Origin of the sequence: Pseudomonas sp. MD330_10, from assembly GCF_042610415.1 — a bacterium.
Lineage (GTDB): Bacteria > Pseudomonadota > Gammaproteobacteria > Pseudomonadales > Pseudomonadaceae > Aquipseudomonas > Aquipseudomonas rhodesiae.
Genome location: NZ_JBHGZU010000024.1, coordinates 26049 through 45869, shown reverse-complemented (window position 1 = coordinate 45869; position 19821 = coordinate 26049). Strand labels below are relative to the sequence as shown.

Genomic DNA, 19821 nt, shown 5'->3' with positions numbered 1-19821 from the left:
CCTCATACGTGAGCCTGTGTTGCTCCTGGCGATAACAAAGAAGGAAGTGTCCCGATGGTCCGCTGCAAACCCACGCTTAAGCTGAATGCCCAGGGCTCACGGGCCCAGACTGTGTTGCGTCTCAAGCCGCTGGCGCAGGTCATCGCCTTATGGGTGGTGGCGGGCAACGCCTCGGCGGCGACGGCGTTCAGTCCGGCCTGGTTCGCGGCCAAGGGGGCGACCCAGGCGACCACGGCGGCGCGCATCACTGCCGGGCAAATGCCGTCGGTGCCGACCTTGAACCAGCAGGCGCGGGTCAATCAGCAGTTGGCGCGTTCCATCAGCACCCTGAACACCAGCGTCGCGGCGATTGCGGCGCAGCAGGCCGCTCAGGCCGCCGGCCGGCAAGCGGCGTTCGGCCAGGTGTCGACGATTCCCGATGGCCTGGGCAAAGGCGGCCTGCAAGTGGACAACAGCCTGACCCAGGGCTGGACCAACGCCAAGGCGCCGACCCAGACCCAGGCCGGCGGCAAGACCACGGTGAGCATCGAGCAGACCGCCGACAAGGCGATCCTCAATTGGGAAACCTTCAACGTCGGGCGCAACACCACGGTGGACTTCCAGCAGCAGTCCACCTGGGCAGTACTCAACCGCGTCAACGACGCCCAGGCTCGCCCCAGCGAAATCCAGGGCCAGATCAAGGGCGCCGGGACGGTGATGATCATGAACCGTAACGGTGTGGTGTTCAGCGGCACCAGCCAGGTCAACGTGCGCAACCTGGTAGCGGCGGCGGCGAACATCACCGATGAACAGTTCACCCAGCGCGGCCTGTATGTCGACACCAATGGCACCCAACCGACATTCACCGACGCGGCGGGCAAGGTTCAGGTGCAGCGCGGCGCATTGATCCAGACCCACAACGCCGCCACCTCCACCGACGCCGGCGGCTATGCCTTGCTGCTGGGCAGCGACGTGGAAAACGCCGGCACCATCATCACCGCCAAGGGCCAGACTACCTTGGCGGCCGGTGACAGTTTCTACATCCGCAAAGGCGTGGGCACGGCGGGTAACGAGCGTTCCACCACCCGTGGCAATGAAGTCGCCACCAGCCTCAAGGCGGGCAGCACGGCGGGTGCGGTGACCAACAGCGGCCTGATCATGGCGTCCACCGGCGACGTCACCCTGACCGGCCATCAGGTGCAGCAGAACGGCGTGGCCCTGGCCAGCACCTCGGTGGACACCCGCGGCACCGTGCACTTGCTCAACGCGGCCAGCGACAGCAGCGGCAGCGTCAGCCTGGGGGAGGGCAGCACCACCGCGATCCTGCTGGACGCCAGTGGCAGCACCGCACTCAACAGTCAGAAAGACGATGGCCTGATCAAACTCGACGGCAGCCCCGCCAATTTGATCGGCGGCGCGTTCAACCACCTCAGCGCGGTAGTCGACCGCACGGACCAGTCACGGATCGAGATCGTCAGCGGCGGCACTGTGGATTTCCGCAAGGGCTCGATCACCCTCGCCACCGGCGGCCAGGTGGCCGTCAGTGCCGGCCAGCGCAGCCTGGTGCGCGACGGGGCGATGATCGATGTATCGGGGGCCGTCGGCGTCAAGGTGGCGATGGAAGCCAACAACATCAAGATCAACGTGCAGGGTAACGAGCAGCGCGATGCGTCGGTCAACCGCGACAACGGCCAACTGATCAACAGTGATGTGTGGGTCGACCTTCGCGACCTGGTGTTTGTGCCCGCCGGCACCAACGGCTACACCACCGACCGCTGGTACACCGCCGGTGGCCTGCTGGAAGTCGGCGGTTACCTCGGCACCCAGGGCCATTCGGTGGGTGAATGGATGGCCCAGGGCGGCACCGTGACCTTTACCGGCAAGGAAGCGGTGACCCAACAGGGCGCGCAGATCAATCTGTCGGGCGGCACCGTGGACGTGCAAGGCGGCTATATCCGCCAGACCTGGCTCAAAGGGCCGAATCGCCGTTTGTACGAGCTGTCCAAAGCGCCCGGCGACATTCTCTATTCCGGTATCTACAAGGGTTACGAAGACACTAGCGTGCGCTGGGGCCAGACCGAGTATTACTACAACCCGCTGATCGCCCCCCAAGGCCGCAATGAGGCCGGGTACACCGTGGGCCGGGACGCCGGCAAACTGGTGGTCGGCACCTCCAGCGCGGTGCTGGAAGGCCGCCTGATCAGCGATGTGTTCCAAGGCGATCGCCAGACTCAGGCGCCCATGCCCAACCTGGACGGTTACCAGCAATCCCAGAAGGCCATGGCCCAGCTCGCGCAGTTGATCGTGGGCCAGTACACGCCGTTCTACAACAAAGCCAACGGCACCTTGCGCTACGCCTTGGGGGCGAACGCCGATCAGGTGACGCTCGAAAACGACACGCAAGCGATTGCCGATGACCTGGACCTTGCCAATGCATTGCCGGCCGACCGCCAGGGCAAGATCGTGCTCGACAGCGACCTGCTCAATGCCGCGCCGTTGGGCGCCATCAAGGTCGCGGCTCGCCAGCAGGTCAGCGTCAGTGGCGCGCTGCGCGTGGCCGACGGCGGCGACATCACCCTGTTCGGGCCGCGCGTCGATATCAATGCCAACCTCACGGCCCACGGCGGCAGCCTTAACGCCGGCAACATTCTCAGCCAGGTCAACCCGTTCAAGGCCGGCGTGGTCGAGGACACCACCCTGGCCGGCGGCACGCAGGTCACGCTGGGCGCGGGTGTCAAACTCGATACCCGCGGGCGCTGGAATAACCTGCTGCTGGAACCCGGCAATGGCAGCGGCCTGGCGTATATCAACGGCGGCAAGGTTTCGCTGCGCAGTTCGAGCCAGTTGAATCTGGCGGCCGGCAGCGAGGTGGACGTGTCCTCCGGGGCCACCCTGGGAGTAGACGGCAAGCTGATCGGCGGCAAAGGCGGCAACGTGACCCTGGGCGCCCTCGGCGCTCTGGCCCTGGATGGCGACGTGCGCGGTTATGGCGTCAATGGCGGCGGCACCTTGGCCTTGCAGGCGCGCACGGTGCAGATCGGCAACCGTGTCGGCGCGATGGACCCGGACACCTTGCACCTGGCCGGCGACTTCTTCGACAAGGGCTTCTCGGCCTACGACATCACCGGCAACGAAGGGCTGATCGTCACCGACGGCACTCAAGTGAATGTCAGCCTGCCGACCTATCGATTGGGCGCGCAGGCATCCACGGTGGCGACCGGCGACGCACCGACCACGGCCCTGGAGCAGTGGACCTCGCCGCTGTATCAGGAAGATGCCGCCAAAGGCGTGCTGACCCAGCGTCGCGGCGCCGGTTTGAGCCTTACCGCCGGCAATGTATTCGCCACGGCGGCGCAACTGGCGAGCACGGCCTTGACCGTGGGCCAGGGGGCGGTGATCAACGTCGATCCTGGGCAGGCCATCAACTTGCGCAGCGTCGGTCAGTTGACAATGGATGGCACGCTCAATGCCTGGGGCGGCAGCGTCAGCCTTGAGGGGCTGACTGCAGCCACTTCGGAAGCGGTGAATGCGGCCGGTCATGGCCGCTCGATCTGGGTCGGCGAACACGCGCTGATCGACGTGGCAGCGCGAGCAGCCACGGCGGTGGACAGCCAAGGGCGCCGTTATGGCGTGGTGCGTGACGGCGGCAGCATCAGCCTGGGCGGCACGCTGGACCTGAACACCGGCCTGGCCAAGGCCAGCGACCTGTTTGTGGTGGTCCGCGACGGCGCACGACTGGACGCCTCCGGCACCCAAACCGAGCTGACAGTGCCGGGGCAGGGCACGGTGTCGGTAGCCAGTAACGGCGGCAGCATCAGCCTGGCCTCCAACAACGGCCTGTACCTGGAGGGCAGCGTGATGGCCCGGGCCGGTGGCGCTGGCGCGGCGGGCGGCAGTCTTAACCTGGCGCTGGAAAGTCCGTATTACACCAAGACCGGGGTCGCTGACCGGGTGCTCAAGGTGCGTGAACTGGTGCTCGGCCAAGGGCATTCACCGAGCGCTCTGGCTGGCACGGCCGAAGCGGCGGCCGATAGCCTGGACTATGGGCACGCACGTCTGGGCGTGGATCAAGTCCAGGCCGGCGGCTTCGATAACCTCGCGCTGCTGAGCAATGGTTTGCTGAGCTTTGACGGCGACATCCGCCTGAATATGGGCCAGAGCCTGCGTCTGTACAGCCGTGGCTATGGCCTGAGCGACAACGCCGCCGCCACGGCACGCATCGACCTGTCGGCGCCGCACCTGCTGCTGGCGGGCTATCTGCCGCCCCCCGAGAGCGGCAAGGATTTCTACGTGCGTCCGGTGCCGGTGCTGCCGGTGCCGTCCCAGCGTGCCACTCAGGCGCAGTTCAACGCCGAGGGGCAGTTGGTCGAAGTGCGTGGCAATGTGATCTTCGGTAACCGCAGCAGTCTGTACCGCGCCGACGCCAGCCAGGCCAGCCTTGAGCGCCGTGGCTTCGACCAGGTCAACCTGACCAGCCAGGGCGACTTGCGCTTTCTGGCGGGGACTTCCGTGAACGACATCATCACCGGCGTCAGCACCCAGTTGCTGACCCAGGGCGACATGACCTTGCGCGCGGCGCAGGTGTACCCCGCCACGGACGTCAGTGCCCGGGTGATTGCCGGCTACCTCGGTGAGTCCAGCACCATTACCCAGGGCCTGGACTTTAATCCGTTGCGCAGCTTGACCCTTGGCCGCGTCGGCAGCACGGAGGCGGCGTTGCCGTATTCGGCGTTCGGGCGCCTGCAACTGGGCGCCGCCACCGTCAAGCAAGGCGGCGTGGTGCGCGCGCCGCTGGGCTTGATCAATATCGGCAGCATGGGCAGCAGCCAGGTGCAATTGCTGCCGGGCAGCGTCACTTCGGTGAGCGGCAAGGGGTTGGTGCTGCCCTATGGCGGCACCCTGGACGGGCAGGTCTACACCTATAACGGCAAGACTGTGGCCTTTCTCGGGCAGGGCGGATTGGTCAATACCAACAGCGACCTGAGCGTCGGCGTGATTCTGGGCGGCCAGTCGGTGGCCGTGCAGGCGGGGGCGGTCGTCGATCTGTCGGGCGGTGGCGAGCTGCTGGGCGCCGGGTTTATCTCCGGACGCGGCGGCTCCACGGATGCGCGCTACAACCCCCTGGTGCAGTTCGGTGCCAGTGCCGGGTTCGTGCTGCCGGGGCTGTCCACCAACCCGGTCTACGCCATTGTGCCGGGGGCGCAGCCGGGTGCGGCGCCGGTTGCGGCCGAGGGCGGTGCCGTGGCGCCGTTGGTGGGCCAACAGGTCACCATCGGCGCCGGGGTGCCGGGCTTGCCGGCCGGCACCTACACCTTGATGCCGTCCACCTACGCGTTGATGCCGGGGGCTTATCGCGTGGAGATCAATGGCCTGGCGGGGCTGGGCAGCGACAACGCGACCACCTTGATGCGCAACGGCTCGTGGGCCACCTCCGGGCAGTTGTCGATTGCCCATACCGGCATCCGCAACAGCGTCGCCACCCCGTTGATCCTGACCTCGGCGGACACCCTGCGCCGCTATTCCCAATACAACGAAACCAGTTACGCCCAGTTCGCCAAGGCCGATGCCGCCCGGTTGGGCGTACCGCGCCCTCTGCTGGAAGCCGACGCCAAAACCCTGAAGTTGGCCTTGCGCCCCGGCGCGGGGGCCGATGGGTTTTCATTCAACGGTATCGGGCGCTTTGACGCCGCCACCGGCGGCTACGGCGGTACGGTCGCGGTGCTCGACCAGAGCCGGTTGGGTATCGAGGTGGTGGCGCCGCAGGCGTCTGCCACCGCCGGTTTCGGCGGCATTAGCCTCAGAGCCGACACCCTCAATGCTATCGGTGCCGCACGGTTGATGATCGGCGGCATGACGGTGGTGGATTACGGTCAGTCGGGTAACTTCATCAGCCTGGCCAGCGGGGTGAATGCCGCCAACAGCAACATCACTGTGCGGGCCGGTGCCACCCTGGCGGCGCCGGAAGTGTTCCTGGTCAGCGACACCGGCGCCATCGTGGTGGAGCAGGGCGCCTCCCTCAACACCTTGGGCCGGGGCAAGGCCAGCTACGATGCCCGCGACGGGTTTATTTATCAGGTCGCCAATATGCTCGGGGTGTCCAACGGCTTGCTCAACGTGGTCAGCGCCTCGCGGCCCGGCGGTGTGATCAGCGAGGGGATCAACATCGGCGCCTGCGCTGCCCAATCTTGCGTCGGCCAGACCGGGCTGTACTCCGAGGGCAGTATCGTGGCCCTGACCGACGGCACGTTCCAACTGGGCGACCAAGTGCGCTATGGCACCCGTCACCTCAACCTGGGCGTGAGCACCATCAACCTGGGCAGCGTCGAAGCCCTGGCCGCGGCGGCCGCCGGCAACCGCTTGCCGGCCGGTTTGACCCTGAACCAGGCACTGCTCGACCGCCTGCTGCGCGGCGACACGCAACTCGGCGCCCCGGCCTTGGAAACCCTGCAACTGTCGGCGCGCGACGGGTTCAACCTGTATGGCAACGCCAGCCTCGACACCTATGACCCGCTGACCGGCAAATCGCTGCTGAGCAACCTGATGCTGTCCACTCCGGCGCTGTACGGCGCCGGCGACGCCAACGACGTGGCGACCCTGCACACCGCCAATCTGATCTGGCTGGGCGCCACCCAGGCCCCGGGCGCAGTGGTAACGGGCGGTGCGGGCACCGGCAGCGGGCGCCTGGATATCAACGCCGAGCGCATTGAGTTCGGGTATGGCGCCTTCGGTCAGCCGAGCAACGTGAAAAGCTTCGACCGGTTGGCCCTGGGCTTTGCCACGGTGAACCTCAACGCCAGCGAACGCATTACCGCCAACCACAAAGGCAGCCTGTCGGTGTACCAGCGCCAGGGTGCCTATGACTCGGTCAGCGGTTACCAGTACAGCGGTGGCAACTTGACCATTCGCACGCCGTTGATGACCGGTGAGGCCGGTTCGGTGAACAGCATCAAGGCCGGCGGTGCGATTGACATCGGTGCGTCGTCAGGCCCCCGTGGCAACGCCAACGGCCAGGGCGCGCAACTGTCCCTGCAAGGCGACAGCCTGCGCGTGGCCAGTGCGGTGGTATTGCCCAGCGGCAAAGTCAGCCTCAGTACACGGGGTGATCTGGTGCTGACCGACGACGCCCTGATCGATGTGGCCGGCCGTGCGATGCGCTTCAACGACGTGACCCAATACGGCTGGGGCGGCGACGTGCTGCTGGACAGCCGCAGCGGCAATATCCTGCAGGCGGCGGGCTCGACCATCGATCTGTCGGCCCAGCATAACCAGGCCGGCAAATTGCGCGCGGTGGCCACGGATGCGGCGGGCGGTATCGTCGATCTGCAAGGCAAGATCCTCGGCAGCAGCAGTGGCTATTTCAACGCCGGCGGCACCTCGATGCCGCAACCGGCGGGCAGCGTGGAGATCCAGGCGCAGCGCCTGGGCAGCAGCGGTGCCTTGGACCAACAGTTCGCCGACCTCAACCAACGCCTGAACCAGGGCCAGGTGTTCGGCGCGCGCAGTTTCCAACTCAAACAAGGCGACCTGACCATAGGCGATGGGCTCAAGGCCGGCAGCATCAGTGTGTCGGTGGACAATGGCAGCCTGCGGGTCACTGGCTTGGTGGATGCCAGCGGCGAGCGCGTCGGCAGTATCAACCTGGCCGGCAAGCACGGCCTGACCCTGGACGGCAGCGCCGTGCTCGATGCCCACGGCAGCAAGTTGCGGGTGGACAGCTACGGCAAGATCATCGACGCGCCGAACCGCGCCATGGTGGTGCTGGGGTCCGGCGATGGCCAACTGACCCTGGCCGACGGCGTGCGCATCGACCTGCGCCACGGCACTGCCGCCACCGGCAACGACGGGCGCCTGCGCGGCACCCTGGAGCTGAATGCGCCGCGCCTGATCAACCCGGATGGCAGCAGCAATGACGTGGCCATCGACGCTCACGGGCGGTTAGCCATCCAAGGCGCGCGCTCCATCACCCTCAACGGCATGGCGCGCTATGACGATGCGCCGGAAAAAACCGACCCGACCGCCAGCGGCAGGCCGTACCAGGAAATCACCCAGGGCTACCTGGACCAGAAACACGCCCTGAGCGACGCCTTTATCAATGCGGCGCTGCTCAATCAGAACCTGCTGGATAACAAACTCGCCGGCCTGAACAACGCCACCTACGCCGATGCCTTGCACCTGCGCCCCGGGGTGGAAATCGTCAGTAAAACCCAGGACGGCGACCTGGTGGTGCAGGGTGACCTGGACCTGTCCGGCTACCGCTATGCCAGCCTCAACCCCCATAGCGTCAAGGACAACGCGGTCTACGGCTCCGGTGAATCCGGCAGCCTGACCCTGCGCGCCGGCGGCGACCTGAATATCTACGGCAGCCTCAACGATGGCTTCGCCAAACCGCCGGTGTCCGAGGATGACAAAGGCTGGGTGCTGCTACCGGGCGTCGACTTCAGCGGCGGCACTATCGTGGTGCCGGGCAACGGCGTGACCCTAGCCGATGGCACGGCGTTCCCGGCCGGCAGCACGTTGAATTACGACCTGCCTATCAAAGCGCTGACGATGGCCGCCGGCACCCGCTTGCCGGTGGCCGCGACGTTGGGCCAGGAGCTGGTATTGCCAGCGGGCAGCGTGGTCTCGGCCGATGTGCGCGATGCCGGCGGCAACCTGTTGCTCGCTGCGGGCACCTTGTTGCGTGAGGCGCAGACCCTGGCGATCGGCACCCAATTGGGCGCCGGCACACTGTTGGCCCAAGGCACCCGACTGGACGGTATGACCTGGCCTAAGGGTGTGCCGCTGCCGGCGATACACCAGGCGAACCCGGCCAATAACACGGTGCAGCTCAGTGGCAGCAAAGCCTTGCCCAAGGGCGCACTGATCCCGGCTGGGACCGATGTGAAACTGCCCAACAATGCGACCTCGGTCGCCCTGCGCGTCGGGGTTTCCGGCCCTGCCGGGCAGGTCTGGGCGATTTCGCCGATGCTGGCCGAAGGTACCCAGTCGTGGTCGTTGCGCCTGGTGGCGGGCGCCGATACCGAGGCGGCGGACAGCCGTCTGCTGCAAGCCCATCCGCGCAGCGGCGATATGCACTTGGCGGACAACCACTACGGGATGTTCGCCAAGCAATTGCCGAGCAAGGGCATTCAGACCTGGACCGCCCTGGCGGTGGCTGAACTGAGTGGCGCGGGTGTGGATGTCAAGGTAGGTGACCCCATCGAGCAATCGTTGCTCGACGCGATGGGCCAGGGTTCGATCGAGGATTTCTGTGCCAGTTCGCCGGACTACTGCGCAATGAAAGTGACCTACGTGTGGACTCAGAAAGCGGCCGATGAATTGTTGGAACAGGCCAGTATCGTGGTTCCGGTAGGGGGGGTGATCACCGAGGAGTTCCTGGCCAGCCTGCAGTTGCCGGGTGTGGACGAGCTGTGCGCCGTCGCGCCGGATTACTGCGCGGCCCAGAGCAAGACCGAATACGGCGCCACGCCGTCGAGTACGCGCTGGAGTGTGATCCGCACCGGCAGCGGCGACCTTGAACTGTTGAGCGCGGGCAACCTGCAGATGGACTCGTTGTTCGGCGTGTACACCGCGGGCACCTCATCGACCGGCACCTTCGCCGGTGACCCCTACAACCTGCCGAAGGCAAAACGGGCGGGCGCCGATCCGTTGACCAGTACGGTGCTGAACGACGCCGGCAGCTTCTTCGAACAGTTCGTCAACGGCTCGTCCACCAGTCTGTACCGCGCCTGGTACCCGGAAGCCGGCGGCAATCTGACCCTGAATGTGGGCGGTGACCTGACCGGGCATATCACCAGCAGCGTAGCCAGCAGCGTGCGCCCCAACCCCAAGGATGTCGGGGTCGACTCGGCGGCCGTCGGCAACTGGCTATGGCGCCAGGGCAGCGGTGCCGTGGCGACGGGCGGGCCGGCGCAACCGACGGCCTGGTGGATCAACTTCGGCAGTTACACCGCAACCGCGGCGGCGGACAAACTGCTCGGTTTCACCGGCTTCGGCACCCTGGGCGGCGGCAACCTGGACGTCAATGTGAGCGGCAACGCCGGGGTGCTGGATACCTTGGGCTACAGCGTGTATCGCCCCGAGGTGAACCCCCATAGCCAGGGCTTGGTTCTGGCCGTCGGCAGTACCGGACGGATCGCCGCCGATGGCAGCCAGCAGCTGACCGGTGGCGGCGATTTGCGTGTCCGCATCGGCGGCGCGCTGAACCCCGCCAGCGTGGCCGCCACCACGGACCACCGTGACGGCGTGCTGGTCAACCTGCGCGGCGACGTGCAGTTGCGCAGCGCCACCGTGGGCAGTGTCGACCTGCTGTACGGCAGCACGGCGCGCAGCCAAAGCCCGGGTGAAACCCGCGCGTTCGACCCGCAGGTCGCGACCCGTGGCGTTGCCCGTGGCGGCATGACCCTGGTCCCCGGTGATGCCACGTTCAACCTGCAGACACTGGGTGATTTGGTGGTGCAGAACGTCGAAGACCCAGGCCGGGTGGTGCTCTCCCATGTGTCGCCGTTTGCCCAAGGCGCCTCACTTGGCGGCGGTTCCAGCTGGTTTACGCTGTGGACCCGAGACACGGCCATCGACCTGTTTTCTCTGGGCGGCAACCTCACGCCCTTCAGCCGCATCGACGCGCTCCCCGACTTGGCGGTGGTGTATCCCTCGATCCTCAGGGCCACCGCCGCCGGCGGCAGCCTGTATTACGGTAAAGCGGCCGAGGCCCAGGCCAACGGCGATAACACCTACATGTTCCCCTTGCTATTGGCGCCCGCCGACAATGGCCAGTTGCAGTTCCTCGCCCAGGATTCGATCTACGCCGGCGGCATGACCGTCAGCCGCTCCGGCACTGCCAGCAGTGCCATGGCGACGCCGTGGAATCCGGCCTTCCAGGGCATGCTCGGCACCCAGGTGGTGGCGAGCAACCTGTCGGCCAGCGGCAACCTGGATGCTCGTGCGCTATTTGCGTTCGGGCCCGGCACCACGTCCGCATCCACCGGCGGGCGTGGTGAGCCCGCGCGGTTTTATGCCATGGACGGCGACCTAGTGGGCGTCAGCAGTGGCCGGATCATTCGGTTCGACACCTCCCCTGGCAGCTTGCATGAAGGTCAGACCTGGTACGAAGGCAGCGGCCCGGTCCGCATGCTGGCCGGGCGGGATATCGTCAGCAGCGGGCGCGCGTTCGGCGATGACATGATGTTTGGCCGTTCGAGCAATAACCTGTTTATGCACGACGCGACCCAGGACATCTCCATCGTGGCCGCGGGGCGCGACATTCTCTACAGCAGCTTCCAGGTGGCCGGCCCTGGCCTGCTGGAAGTCTCGGCCGGGCGCAATATCCTGCTTACCGGTGTCGGCGGTGAGCACAGCGTAACCAGCCTCGGCGCGGTGTTGCCGGGCGACAACCGCCCCGGCGCGAGCATCGTTATGCAGGCCGGTGTGGGCGCCAGCGGGCCGGATTACAGTCGGTTCGTCGAGGCTTACCTGAACCCGCTCAATCAGGCGCAGGCCGGTGAATCCTTGCAGAGCGGCAAAGTGGCCAAGACCTACGACGATGAATTGGTCAGTTGGCTCGCCGAGCGCTTCGGCTTTGTCGGCGACACCGCCCAGGCCCGCGCTTACTACGCTGCGTTGCCCGCCGAGCAGCAACGGGTGTTTGCCCGCGACGTGTATTTCGCCGAGCTCAAGGCCGCCGGTCGTGAATACACCCAGGCCGGCGGCGTGCGCCAGGGCAGTTACGTGCGAGGTCGCGCAGCGATTGCAGCGCTGTTCCCGACCAAGGACGTGGCCGGCAACCCGATCACGTATCAGGGCGATATCACCCTGTTCAACGGCTCGGGTGTGCACACCAACGCTGGCGGAGCGATTCAGATGCTCACTCCGGGCGGTAGCCAGACCTTCGGTATCGAAGGCGCGGCGCCACCGTCGACGGCGGGTGTGATCACCCAAGGCGCGGGTGATATCCAGCTGTACTCGATGGGCAGCATTCTCCTGGGGCAAAGCCGCATCATGACCACCTTCGGCGGCTCGATCCTAGGCTGGACCGCCCAGGGCGATATCAACGCCGGCCGTGGCTCCAAGACCACCGTGGTGTACACGCCGCCCAAGCGTGTCTATGACAACTGGGGCAACGTCGGCCTGTCGCCGTCGGTACCGAGCACCGGGGCAGGGATCGCCACCCTGAACCCGATCCCGGAAGTGCCGGCGGGGGATATCGACCTGATCGCGCCGCTGGGCACCATCGATGCGGGCGAGGCGGGCATTCGCGTGTCCGGCAACGTCAACATCGCCGCCTTGCGAGTGGTGAACGCGACGAATATCCAGACCCAGGGCAAATCCAGCGGCGTGCCGGTGACGGCCACGGTCAATACCGGCGCCCTGAGTTCGGCCAGCGCCGCCGGGGCGGCCGCCTCCCAGGCTGCGGAAGACGCGGCCCGCAGCCAGCAGGCGGCGGCCAGGCAGAGCCGGGCGTCGATCGTCACCGTGGAGGTGTTGAGCTTTGGCTCCGAGCCGGTGCCGCGTGAGCCGCAGGAGCAGCAGAAAACCTCGGCCTACAACCCCGACAGCCCTGTGCAGGTGCTGGGTGCCGGGCCGCTGAGCGAACAGGCGCGGGCGCGGTTGACCGACGAGGAGCGCAGACAGATCAGCCTTTGACGGGGTGCAAGAACCTCTCGATGGACCTTGGGGGCGATCTATGATCGCCCCGTTTTTTTGGGGCGCGCAGCCCTGGGTGATCAGCGCGTAAATGCCCCCGACCCAATTCCAAATGAAGCTTTCATGACAAAAGTTCGGTAGCCCATGGCCACTCCCGTCTCTCCTGTGTAACGCGCTCGACAGCATCCACAAGGTGCTCATCACGCGCATGCGGCAGGCCAGGAGTGGGGCAATGGGAACTATGGAACGTTATTCGAAAGTGGGCATGCAGGAGCTAGATCAGCGCCTGTCGAAGATCGTCGAAGCGGCGCGCAAGAAGCCGGTGTCGGTCTATCGCTACGGTGCGCCCTGGGTGTGGATCGTGTCCCAGGAAGATTGGCAGGGCGCGTTGAAAGAGGTCTCCAGCTATATCCCCGCCGGTCATTCCCTGGTGCTGCTGCGCCCGCAGATCGACGAGGCGCTCGACCAGCACCGCGACTGGCTGGCGGCCGAGCCGTCGATGACGATCGCGCCGCAGACCGTGCTGCAGATCCTGTTGCTGCAATTGCTGTATTCGGTGCCCAGCGAGCAGCAACTGCATGAACAACTCAATTACAACCTGTTGTTCCGCTGGTTCGTCGGCCTGGGGTTGAACCAGAAGGTCTGGAGCATCCAGGTGTTGACCCGCGACATCGCCACGCTGCTGAGCAACCCGCGCGCGGTGCAACTGATTCAGAAAATCATCGGTGAAGTGTTCTGTGGCGCCTTGCTGCACATGCCGGAGTTCTCCTTGAACTTCGCCCTGTTGCACACCTGGCTGGCACGGCATGGCAACCCTGCGATCGCCAGCCATTGAACCGGCCAGACGCAGTGCATAGCGCGGCGACGCACAACATAACTAGTTCAGGGGGCGGTGTGGAGCATCTGTTCAAATCAACGCTGGCGCTGTGCGGCCTGGTGCTGTGGAGTGCGGTTCAACCGGCGCTGGCCGAGGGCGACGCCCCGGTACGCCGGGTGGACGTCAACGAGTACTTCGTGCGCGGCAATACCGTGCTCGACGCGGCGACCATCGAGGAAGCGGTGTACCCGTTCCTGGGCCCGCAAAAGACCCTGGACGATATCGAAGGCGCCCGCGATGCGTTGCAGAAGATCTACCAGGCGCGCGGTTACCAGTCGGTGTTCGTCGAGCTGCCGGAGCAGAAGGTCGACGACGGTATCGTCTATTTGCAGGTCAGCGAAACCAAGGTCGGCCGGGTGCGCGTGGTGGGCGCCAAGCATTACTCGCCGGTGGAGATCCGTGAGCAGGTGCCGGCCCTGGAGGAGGGCGCCGTGCCGGACTTCGCCAGCGTGCAAACCCAACTGGCCGGCCTCAATCGCGGCACGGGGCGCCAGGTTACGCCGCTGGTGCGCGAAGGTCAGCGGCCCGGCACCATGGACGTGGACCTGCAAGTGGAAGACCAGAACCCCTGGCACGCCAGCCTGGGGCTGAACAACGACTACAGCGCCGACACCGAGAAGCTGCGTTCGGTCGCCACCCTGGGCTACGACAACCTCTGGCAATTGGGCCACAGCATTTCCCTGACCTACTTCACGGCGCCCCAGGACACCGAGAACGCCAAGGTCTGGTCGGCCACCTACAGCGCGCCGCTGGATGAGCGCTGGACCTTGCAGTTCTCCGGTTATCAGTCCGACAGCAACATCGCCACCATCGGCGGCAGCAACGTGCTGGGCAAGGGGCATTCGTACGGAGTGTCGGCGATCTACAACCTGCCGGCCGCCGACAACTGGGCCAACTCGTTCTCCCTCGGCGTGGATTTCAAGGACTTCGACGAGCAGCTCAACTTCGGCGCCAGCGGCGATCAAGTGCCGCTCAAGTACGCGCCGTTGACCCTGGGCTACAACGGCTATCGCTACACCGAACAGTCCCAACTGGGCCTGGGCCTGAACCTGGTGGTCGGCACCCGTGCGTTCTTTGGCTACGGCAGCGACGACGACGCATTTGCGTACAAGCGCTACAAGGCCAGCGCCAGTTTTGCCGTGCTCAAGGGCGACCTGAATTACACCTACACCTTCGCCAACGACTGGCAATCGGCGTCCAAGGCCGGCTTCCAGCTGGCCTCGGGGCCGCTGGTGTCCAACGAGCAGTACTCGGCCGGTGGCGCCACGTCAGTGCGCGGCTATCTGGCGGCCGAGCGCACCGGGGACGAGGGGTATTTGCTCTCCCAGGAACTGCGCACGCCGTCCCTGGCCAAGTTCCTCGGCAGTTATGTGCAGGAGTGGCGCTTTTACGCGTTCGCCGAGGGGGCGCGCCTGCGTCTGCACGACCCGCTGCCCGAGCAAGAAGACGAATACAGCCTGGCCAGCGTCGGCCTGGGCACCCGCGCCAGTTTGAGCAAATGGTTGTCCGGCAGCCTGGATTGGGGCTACCCGCTGCTCGATGGACCGAACACCCAGAAACAGGACTCGCGGCTGCACTTCAGTGTGCAGGCGACTTTCTGACTTTTTCTTCCGGAGACTTCACCCATGCAACGCCTATTTCTGAGCCTGTTGATCTGCCTGGGCTTCGCGCTCCCGGCCACCGCCCACGCCTGGTGGCAGGATGACTGGCATTACCGCAAACAGATTTCCGTGGACACCACCGCCCAAGGCGCCGCGATCAATCAGGCCCTGGGCCGTACCGCGCTGCTGGTGCGCCTGCATACCGGCAATTTCAGCTTTGACGGGGTCAAGGAAGACGGGGCCGACCTGCGCTTCGTGAGTGCCGATGACAAGACCGTGTTCAACCACCAGATCGAAAGCTTCGACCCGTTGATGGGCATGGCGCTGATCTGGGTCGATGTGCCCAAGGTCGAAGGCGGCCAACGCCAGGATTTGTGGATGTACTACGGCAACCAGAAGGCCCCGGCCACTGCCAATGGCCAACTGACCTTCGACCCCGATTACACCGCGCTGTACCACTTCGACGGAGCCCCGGCCACGCCGCCGCGCGACACCACGGCCTATGCCAACACCGCGTCGAACGCCACCGGCAGCAGCATCGACGGCGTGATCGGCCGCGCGCTGCAATTTGGCGGCCAGGCGCTGTTGCTGCCGGCCAGCCCCTCGCTGCAACACGCTGCCGGCGCGGCGTTTACCTTCAGTGCCTGGCTGCGTCTGGACCAGGCCAGTGGCGAGCAGATCGTCCTGGCCCGCCGCGACGGTGCTCACAGCCTGCTGCTGGGGTTGAACCAGGGTGTGCCGTTTGTGGAAGTCGATGGGCAACGTGCGGTGTCGACCCAGCCGTTGAACCCCGGCCAATGGCAGCACCTGGCGTTCACCGCCGAGGGCGCCAATGGGCTGCTGTTTGTGAACGGCCGCGAAACCGCACGTCTGGGCGTGGCGCTGCCGGCGTTCAATACGCCACTGGCCATCGGCGCCGACCTGCCGGACGCCGCGAGCAGGCACCTGCCGTTCGCCGGGGCTATCGATGAGCTGCGCCTCTCCAAGGTGGCGCGGCCGGCGGCCCTGTTGCTGGCCGATGCCAGTGCCCAGGGCGCCGAGTCCAAGCTGGTGGCGTATGGCGTGGATGAAGAACAGTCCGGCTTTGGCTTCGGCAGCCTGGGCTTTTTGCTCAACGCGGTGCCGGTGGATGCCTGGGTAATCATTCTGGTGCTGGTGGCGATGATGGTGCAGTCGTGGTTCATCATGCTGCGCAAGAACCGCCAGGTCAGCCGGGTCAGCCGCGCCAACGAAGCGTTCCGTGAGCAGTTCGCCCAAATCGGCACCCGCCTGGAAATGTATTACGACGATGCGCTGCTCGCCGAGCGCCTGAGCCACTCCTCGCTGTGGCGCCTGTATTGCGTGGCGGTCAAAGAAATCCGCACCCGCCGCGCCCAGGGCGCTGACACCTCGTCGGTCTCGGCGGCCACCATCGAAGCCATCCGTTGCTCCATGGACGGTGTGCGCACCCGCGAAAACCAGGCCCTCAGCGCCAAGCTCTCGACCCTGTCCAACGCCATCGCCGGCGGCCCGTATATCGGCCTGCTGGGTACGGTGCTGGGGATCATGGTGGTGTTTCTCGGCACGGCCATGGCCGGTGACGTCAATATCAATGCCATCGCCCCCGGCATGGCGGCGGCCTTGCTGGCCACGGCCATGGGGCTGTTCGTCGCGATCCCGGCACTGTTCGGCTACAACCGCCTGATCACGCGCAACAAGGAAGTCAGCGCCGACATGCGGGTGTTCGTCGACGAGTTCATCACCCGCCTGGCCGAGATGCACGGCGAAAGCCAGCACAGTGAAGCGGCGCATCGGCGCTCGCCGCACGCATCTGTTCCGGCCTGAGGAGAATCGCCATGGCTTCCGTAAATGCCTCCCACGACGATGACGATGACGCCGCCGTCGACAGCATCAATATCACGCCCCTGGTGGACGTGCTGATGGTGGTGCTGGTGATGTTTATCCTCACCGCCACCGCCCAGGTGTCGGGGATCCAGATTCACCTGCCCAAGGCCAGCGCCTCGGTGTCGTTATCGGAGGCCAAGACCAAGGCCATCTCCGTCAACGACGGCGGCCAGGTGTTTCTCGATGCCTACCCGGTGACCCTCGGCGAGCTGGAAGAGCGCCTGCGTATCGAAAAAGCGCTGAACCCGGACTTCCCGGTGATCGTGCGCGGCGATGCCATGGTGCAGTACCAGAAAGTCATCGAAGTGCTCGACCTGCTGCGCCGCCTGGAGCTGTCCCAGGTCGGGCTGGTCACCGGCAAACCGAGCCAGGGCTGAGCCATGACCGCACAGATGCCGATCACACCGCCGACCAAGACCCCACGGCCATTGCGCCCACTGAAGTGGGGCGCGGGCCTGCTGCTGGGCGCCGTGGCCGCCTGGTTGTTGTGGCAGTGGGCCAACGACATGAGCGGCGTGCGCCGCGAGGCGCCCAAGGTGCCGACCATCATTCCGTTGCCGCCTCCGCCACCACCGCCGCCGGAAAAACCCAAGGAACCGGAGCCCAAGGTGGAAGAAAAAATCCCTGAGCCGGAGCCGACTCCGGCGCCGGAAGAGGTCAAGCCGGCCGAGGAAGCACCGCCGTCACCGGCCGATGACCTGGCCAACCCGATGCAGATCGACGGCGACGCCCAGTCCGGCACCGACGGTTTCAACATCGGCGCGGGCAAGGGCGGCGGCATGGCCGGGTCCGGCGGCGGTGGCCTGGGTACCGGCACTTACAAGCAATACCTGGCGGGCGTGTTTCAACGCTTGCTGCGCGACGACCCCGAGCTGCGCAAGAAGGCGTATGCGGTGCAGGCGGATTTATGGCTGAACGCCGAGGGGCAGGTGGTACGCGCCGAGCTGGTCAAGTCCAGCGGCGATGCCCAGACCGATGCCCAGGTGCTGGCGGCGCTGCGTGCGCCCCATGCCACACAGCGAGTGCCGGCGGCCGTGACCATGCCGGTGCGCCTGGCGCTCAAGGGCCGTCGCCCGGATTGATCGAACCCTTTCTCTACGGTTTTTTACAGGAGTTGCGTACACATGATTTCCCCCGTGAATCGACTGACCCTGGCGGTCGGCATGGTCATCGCGACCCTCGTCGGCACCGCGGCGGCAGCGCCGGTGGCGCCCTCGGAAAACGTCACCGTCAACCTGATCCGCCTGTTGGTGCAGCAAGGTGTGCTAACCCAGGACACCGCCAACGGCTTGATCGCCCAGGCCGAAAAAGAGGCCCAGCAGGCGCGCCAGGCCAATGCCGCGCCGGTGGTCGCCAGCGGCCCGCCCACTGCGCCTGGGGATGTGCGCGTGCAGTATGTGCCGCAGGCGGTGCGCGACCAGATCCGCGACCAGGTCAAGGCTGAGGTCATGGCCACCGCCAAACAGGAAAACTGGGCGCAACCCAACACGTTCCCGGACTGGGTGTCCCGCATGAGTTTCGATGGCGATATCCGCTTGCGTGACGAGTCGCGTTACTTCTCGGGGCGCAACGACGACACCATCACCGACTACGCCAAGCTCAACGACAACGGCCCGTATGACGTCAACCCCAGCTCCAATACGCGCTTCCCGCCGTTGCTCAATACCCGCGAGGACCGCTCCAACCTGTTCCGCCTGCGCGCACGCCTGGGCATGAAAGCGGTGATTTCGCCGGAGTGGACCGCGGGCATTCGCTTGGGCACGGGCTCGGACAACAACCCAGTGTCCACCACCCAGACCCTGGGCGGTGGCTTTGGCAAAAAAGACATCTGGCTCGATCAGGGTTACCTGAGCTGGAAAGCCGCCGACGGGGTGACGCTGACCGGCGGGCGGATCGGCAACCCGTTCTATTCCACCGACATGATGTATTCCAACGACCTCAACTTCGACGGTGTGGCGGCGATCTTCAATCACCGGCTCAACAACGAATGGGGCCTGTTCGGCACCCTCGGCGCGTTCCCGGTGGAGTACACCTCCGACACCGCCAGCAGCAACGGCATCGACAAGGAAAGCAGCGACACCAAGTGGCTGTTTGGCGGACAGATCGGCGCGGACTGGAAGATCAACCGCGCCAACACGCTCAAGCTCGCGGCGGCCTATTACCAGTTCCAGGACATCGAAGGCGAGCGCTCCAGCCCGTGCAGCCCATGGGCCGGTCAACCCGGCTGCGACACCGATGGCTCGCGGGTGGCCTTTATGCAAAAGGGCAACAGCGTGTTCAACCTGCGCAATATCACGCCCAACCCGGCCACCCCCGGCACGACGCCGGAACCGCAATACGTCGGCTTGGCCTCCAAGTTCAACGTGCTGGACCTCAACGCGGTATGGGACAGCGAGTTGCCCAGCGACTTCAAGCTGCGCACCCAGGCCAACTTCATCCACAACCTGGCCTACGACAAGGGCGAGATGCTCAAGCGCAGCGAGGGCCAGATCGTCAACAACATCAACAGCAACGGCCAGTTTGAAAGTGGCGGCAATGCCTTGATGGTTTCGTTCACCCTCGGCAGCGCGCTGGAGATGCGCAAACGCGGCGACTGGAACCTGTTGGCCGGCTACAAGTACATCCAGCCCGACGCCTTGCCAGACGGGTTTAACGACTCCTCGTTCCACTTGGGCGGCACCAACGCCAAGGGCTATTTCATCGGCGCCAACTACGGCATCGAAAAGAATATCTACGCCAGCGCCCGTTGGTTGAGCGCCTCGGAAGTCTACGGCCAGCCGTTCGAAGTCGATGTGATGCAACTGGAACTCAACACGCGCTTCTGATGCGCAGGGAGAT

At 65.6% G+C, this 19821-nt stretch carries 7 protein-coding genes; all 7 read left to right on the top strand.

All coding sequences use genetic code 11. The annotated features are described in order from the left end of the window. The first annotated feature begins 54 nt into the window (after positions 1-54). The 7 genes from ACFZPT_RS24795 (at position 55) to ACFZPT_RS24765 (ending at position 19808) form a co-directional block, all read left to right on the top strand. Positions 55-12621, top strand: a complete 12567-nt coding sequence (locus ACFZPT_RS24795) for a filamentous hemagglutinin family protein (protein WP_099312340.1) — start codon at positions 55-57, stop codon at positions 12619-12621. Positions 12622-12862: 241 nt separating this feature from the next. Further along, positions 12863-13456: a transposase gene (locus tag ACFZPT_RS24790; RefSeq protein WP_034096922.1), complete on the top strand. Its 594-nt coding sequence runs from the start codon at positions 12863-12865 to the stop codon at positions 13454-13456. A 59-nt stretch (positions 13457-13515) separates the two neighbouring features. Further along, on the top strand, positions 13516-15099 hold the full coding sequence (locus ACFZPT_RS24785; protein ID WP_034096923.1) for a ShlB/FhaC/HecB family hemolysin secretion/activation protein: 1584 nt from the start codon (positions 13516-13518) through the stop codon (positions 15097-15099). A gap of 24 nt (positions 15100-15123) precedes the next feature. Then, positions 15124-16923 (top strand): DUF2341 domain-containing protein, encoded by a 1800-nt coding sequence (locus tag ACFZPT_RS24780; RefSeq protein ID WP_099312338.1) that lies wholly within the window; start codon positions 15124-15126, stop codon positions 16921-16923. Positions 16924-16934: 11 nt separating this feature from the next. Beyond that, the gene (locus ACFZPT_RS24775; RefSeq protein ID WP_010211136.1) at positions 16935-17360 is read left to right on the top strand and encodes a biopolymer transporter ExbD; all 426 of its coding nucleotides are present in this window, start codon (positions 16935-16937) and stop codon (positions 17358-17360) included. A 3-nt stretch (positions 17361-17363) separates the two neighbouring features. Beyond that, positions 17364-18065 carry an energy transducer TonB gene (locus ACFZPT_RS24770; protein WP_034113041.1) on the top strand — a complete coding sequence of 234 codons (702 nt, stop codon included), beginning with the start codon at positions 17364-17366 and terminating at the stop codon, positions 18063-18065. A gap of 42 nt (positions 18066-18107) precedes the next feature. Next, a complete protein-coding gene (locus tag ACFZPT_RS24765) occupies positions 18108-19808 on the top strand; it encodes a putative porin (RefSeq protein WP_034113042.1) in 1701 nt (566 codons plus the stop codon). The last annotated feature ends 13 nt before the right edge of the window (positions 19809-19821 follow it).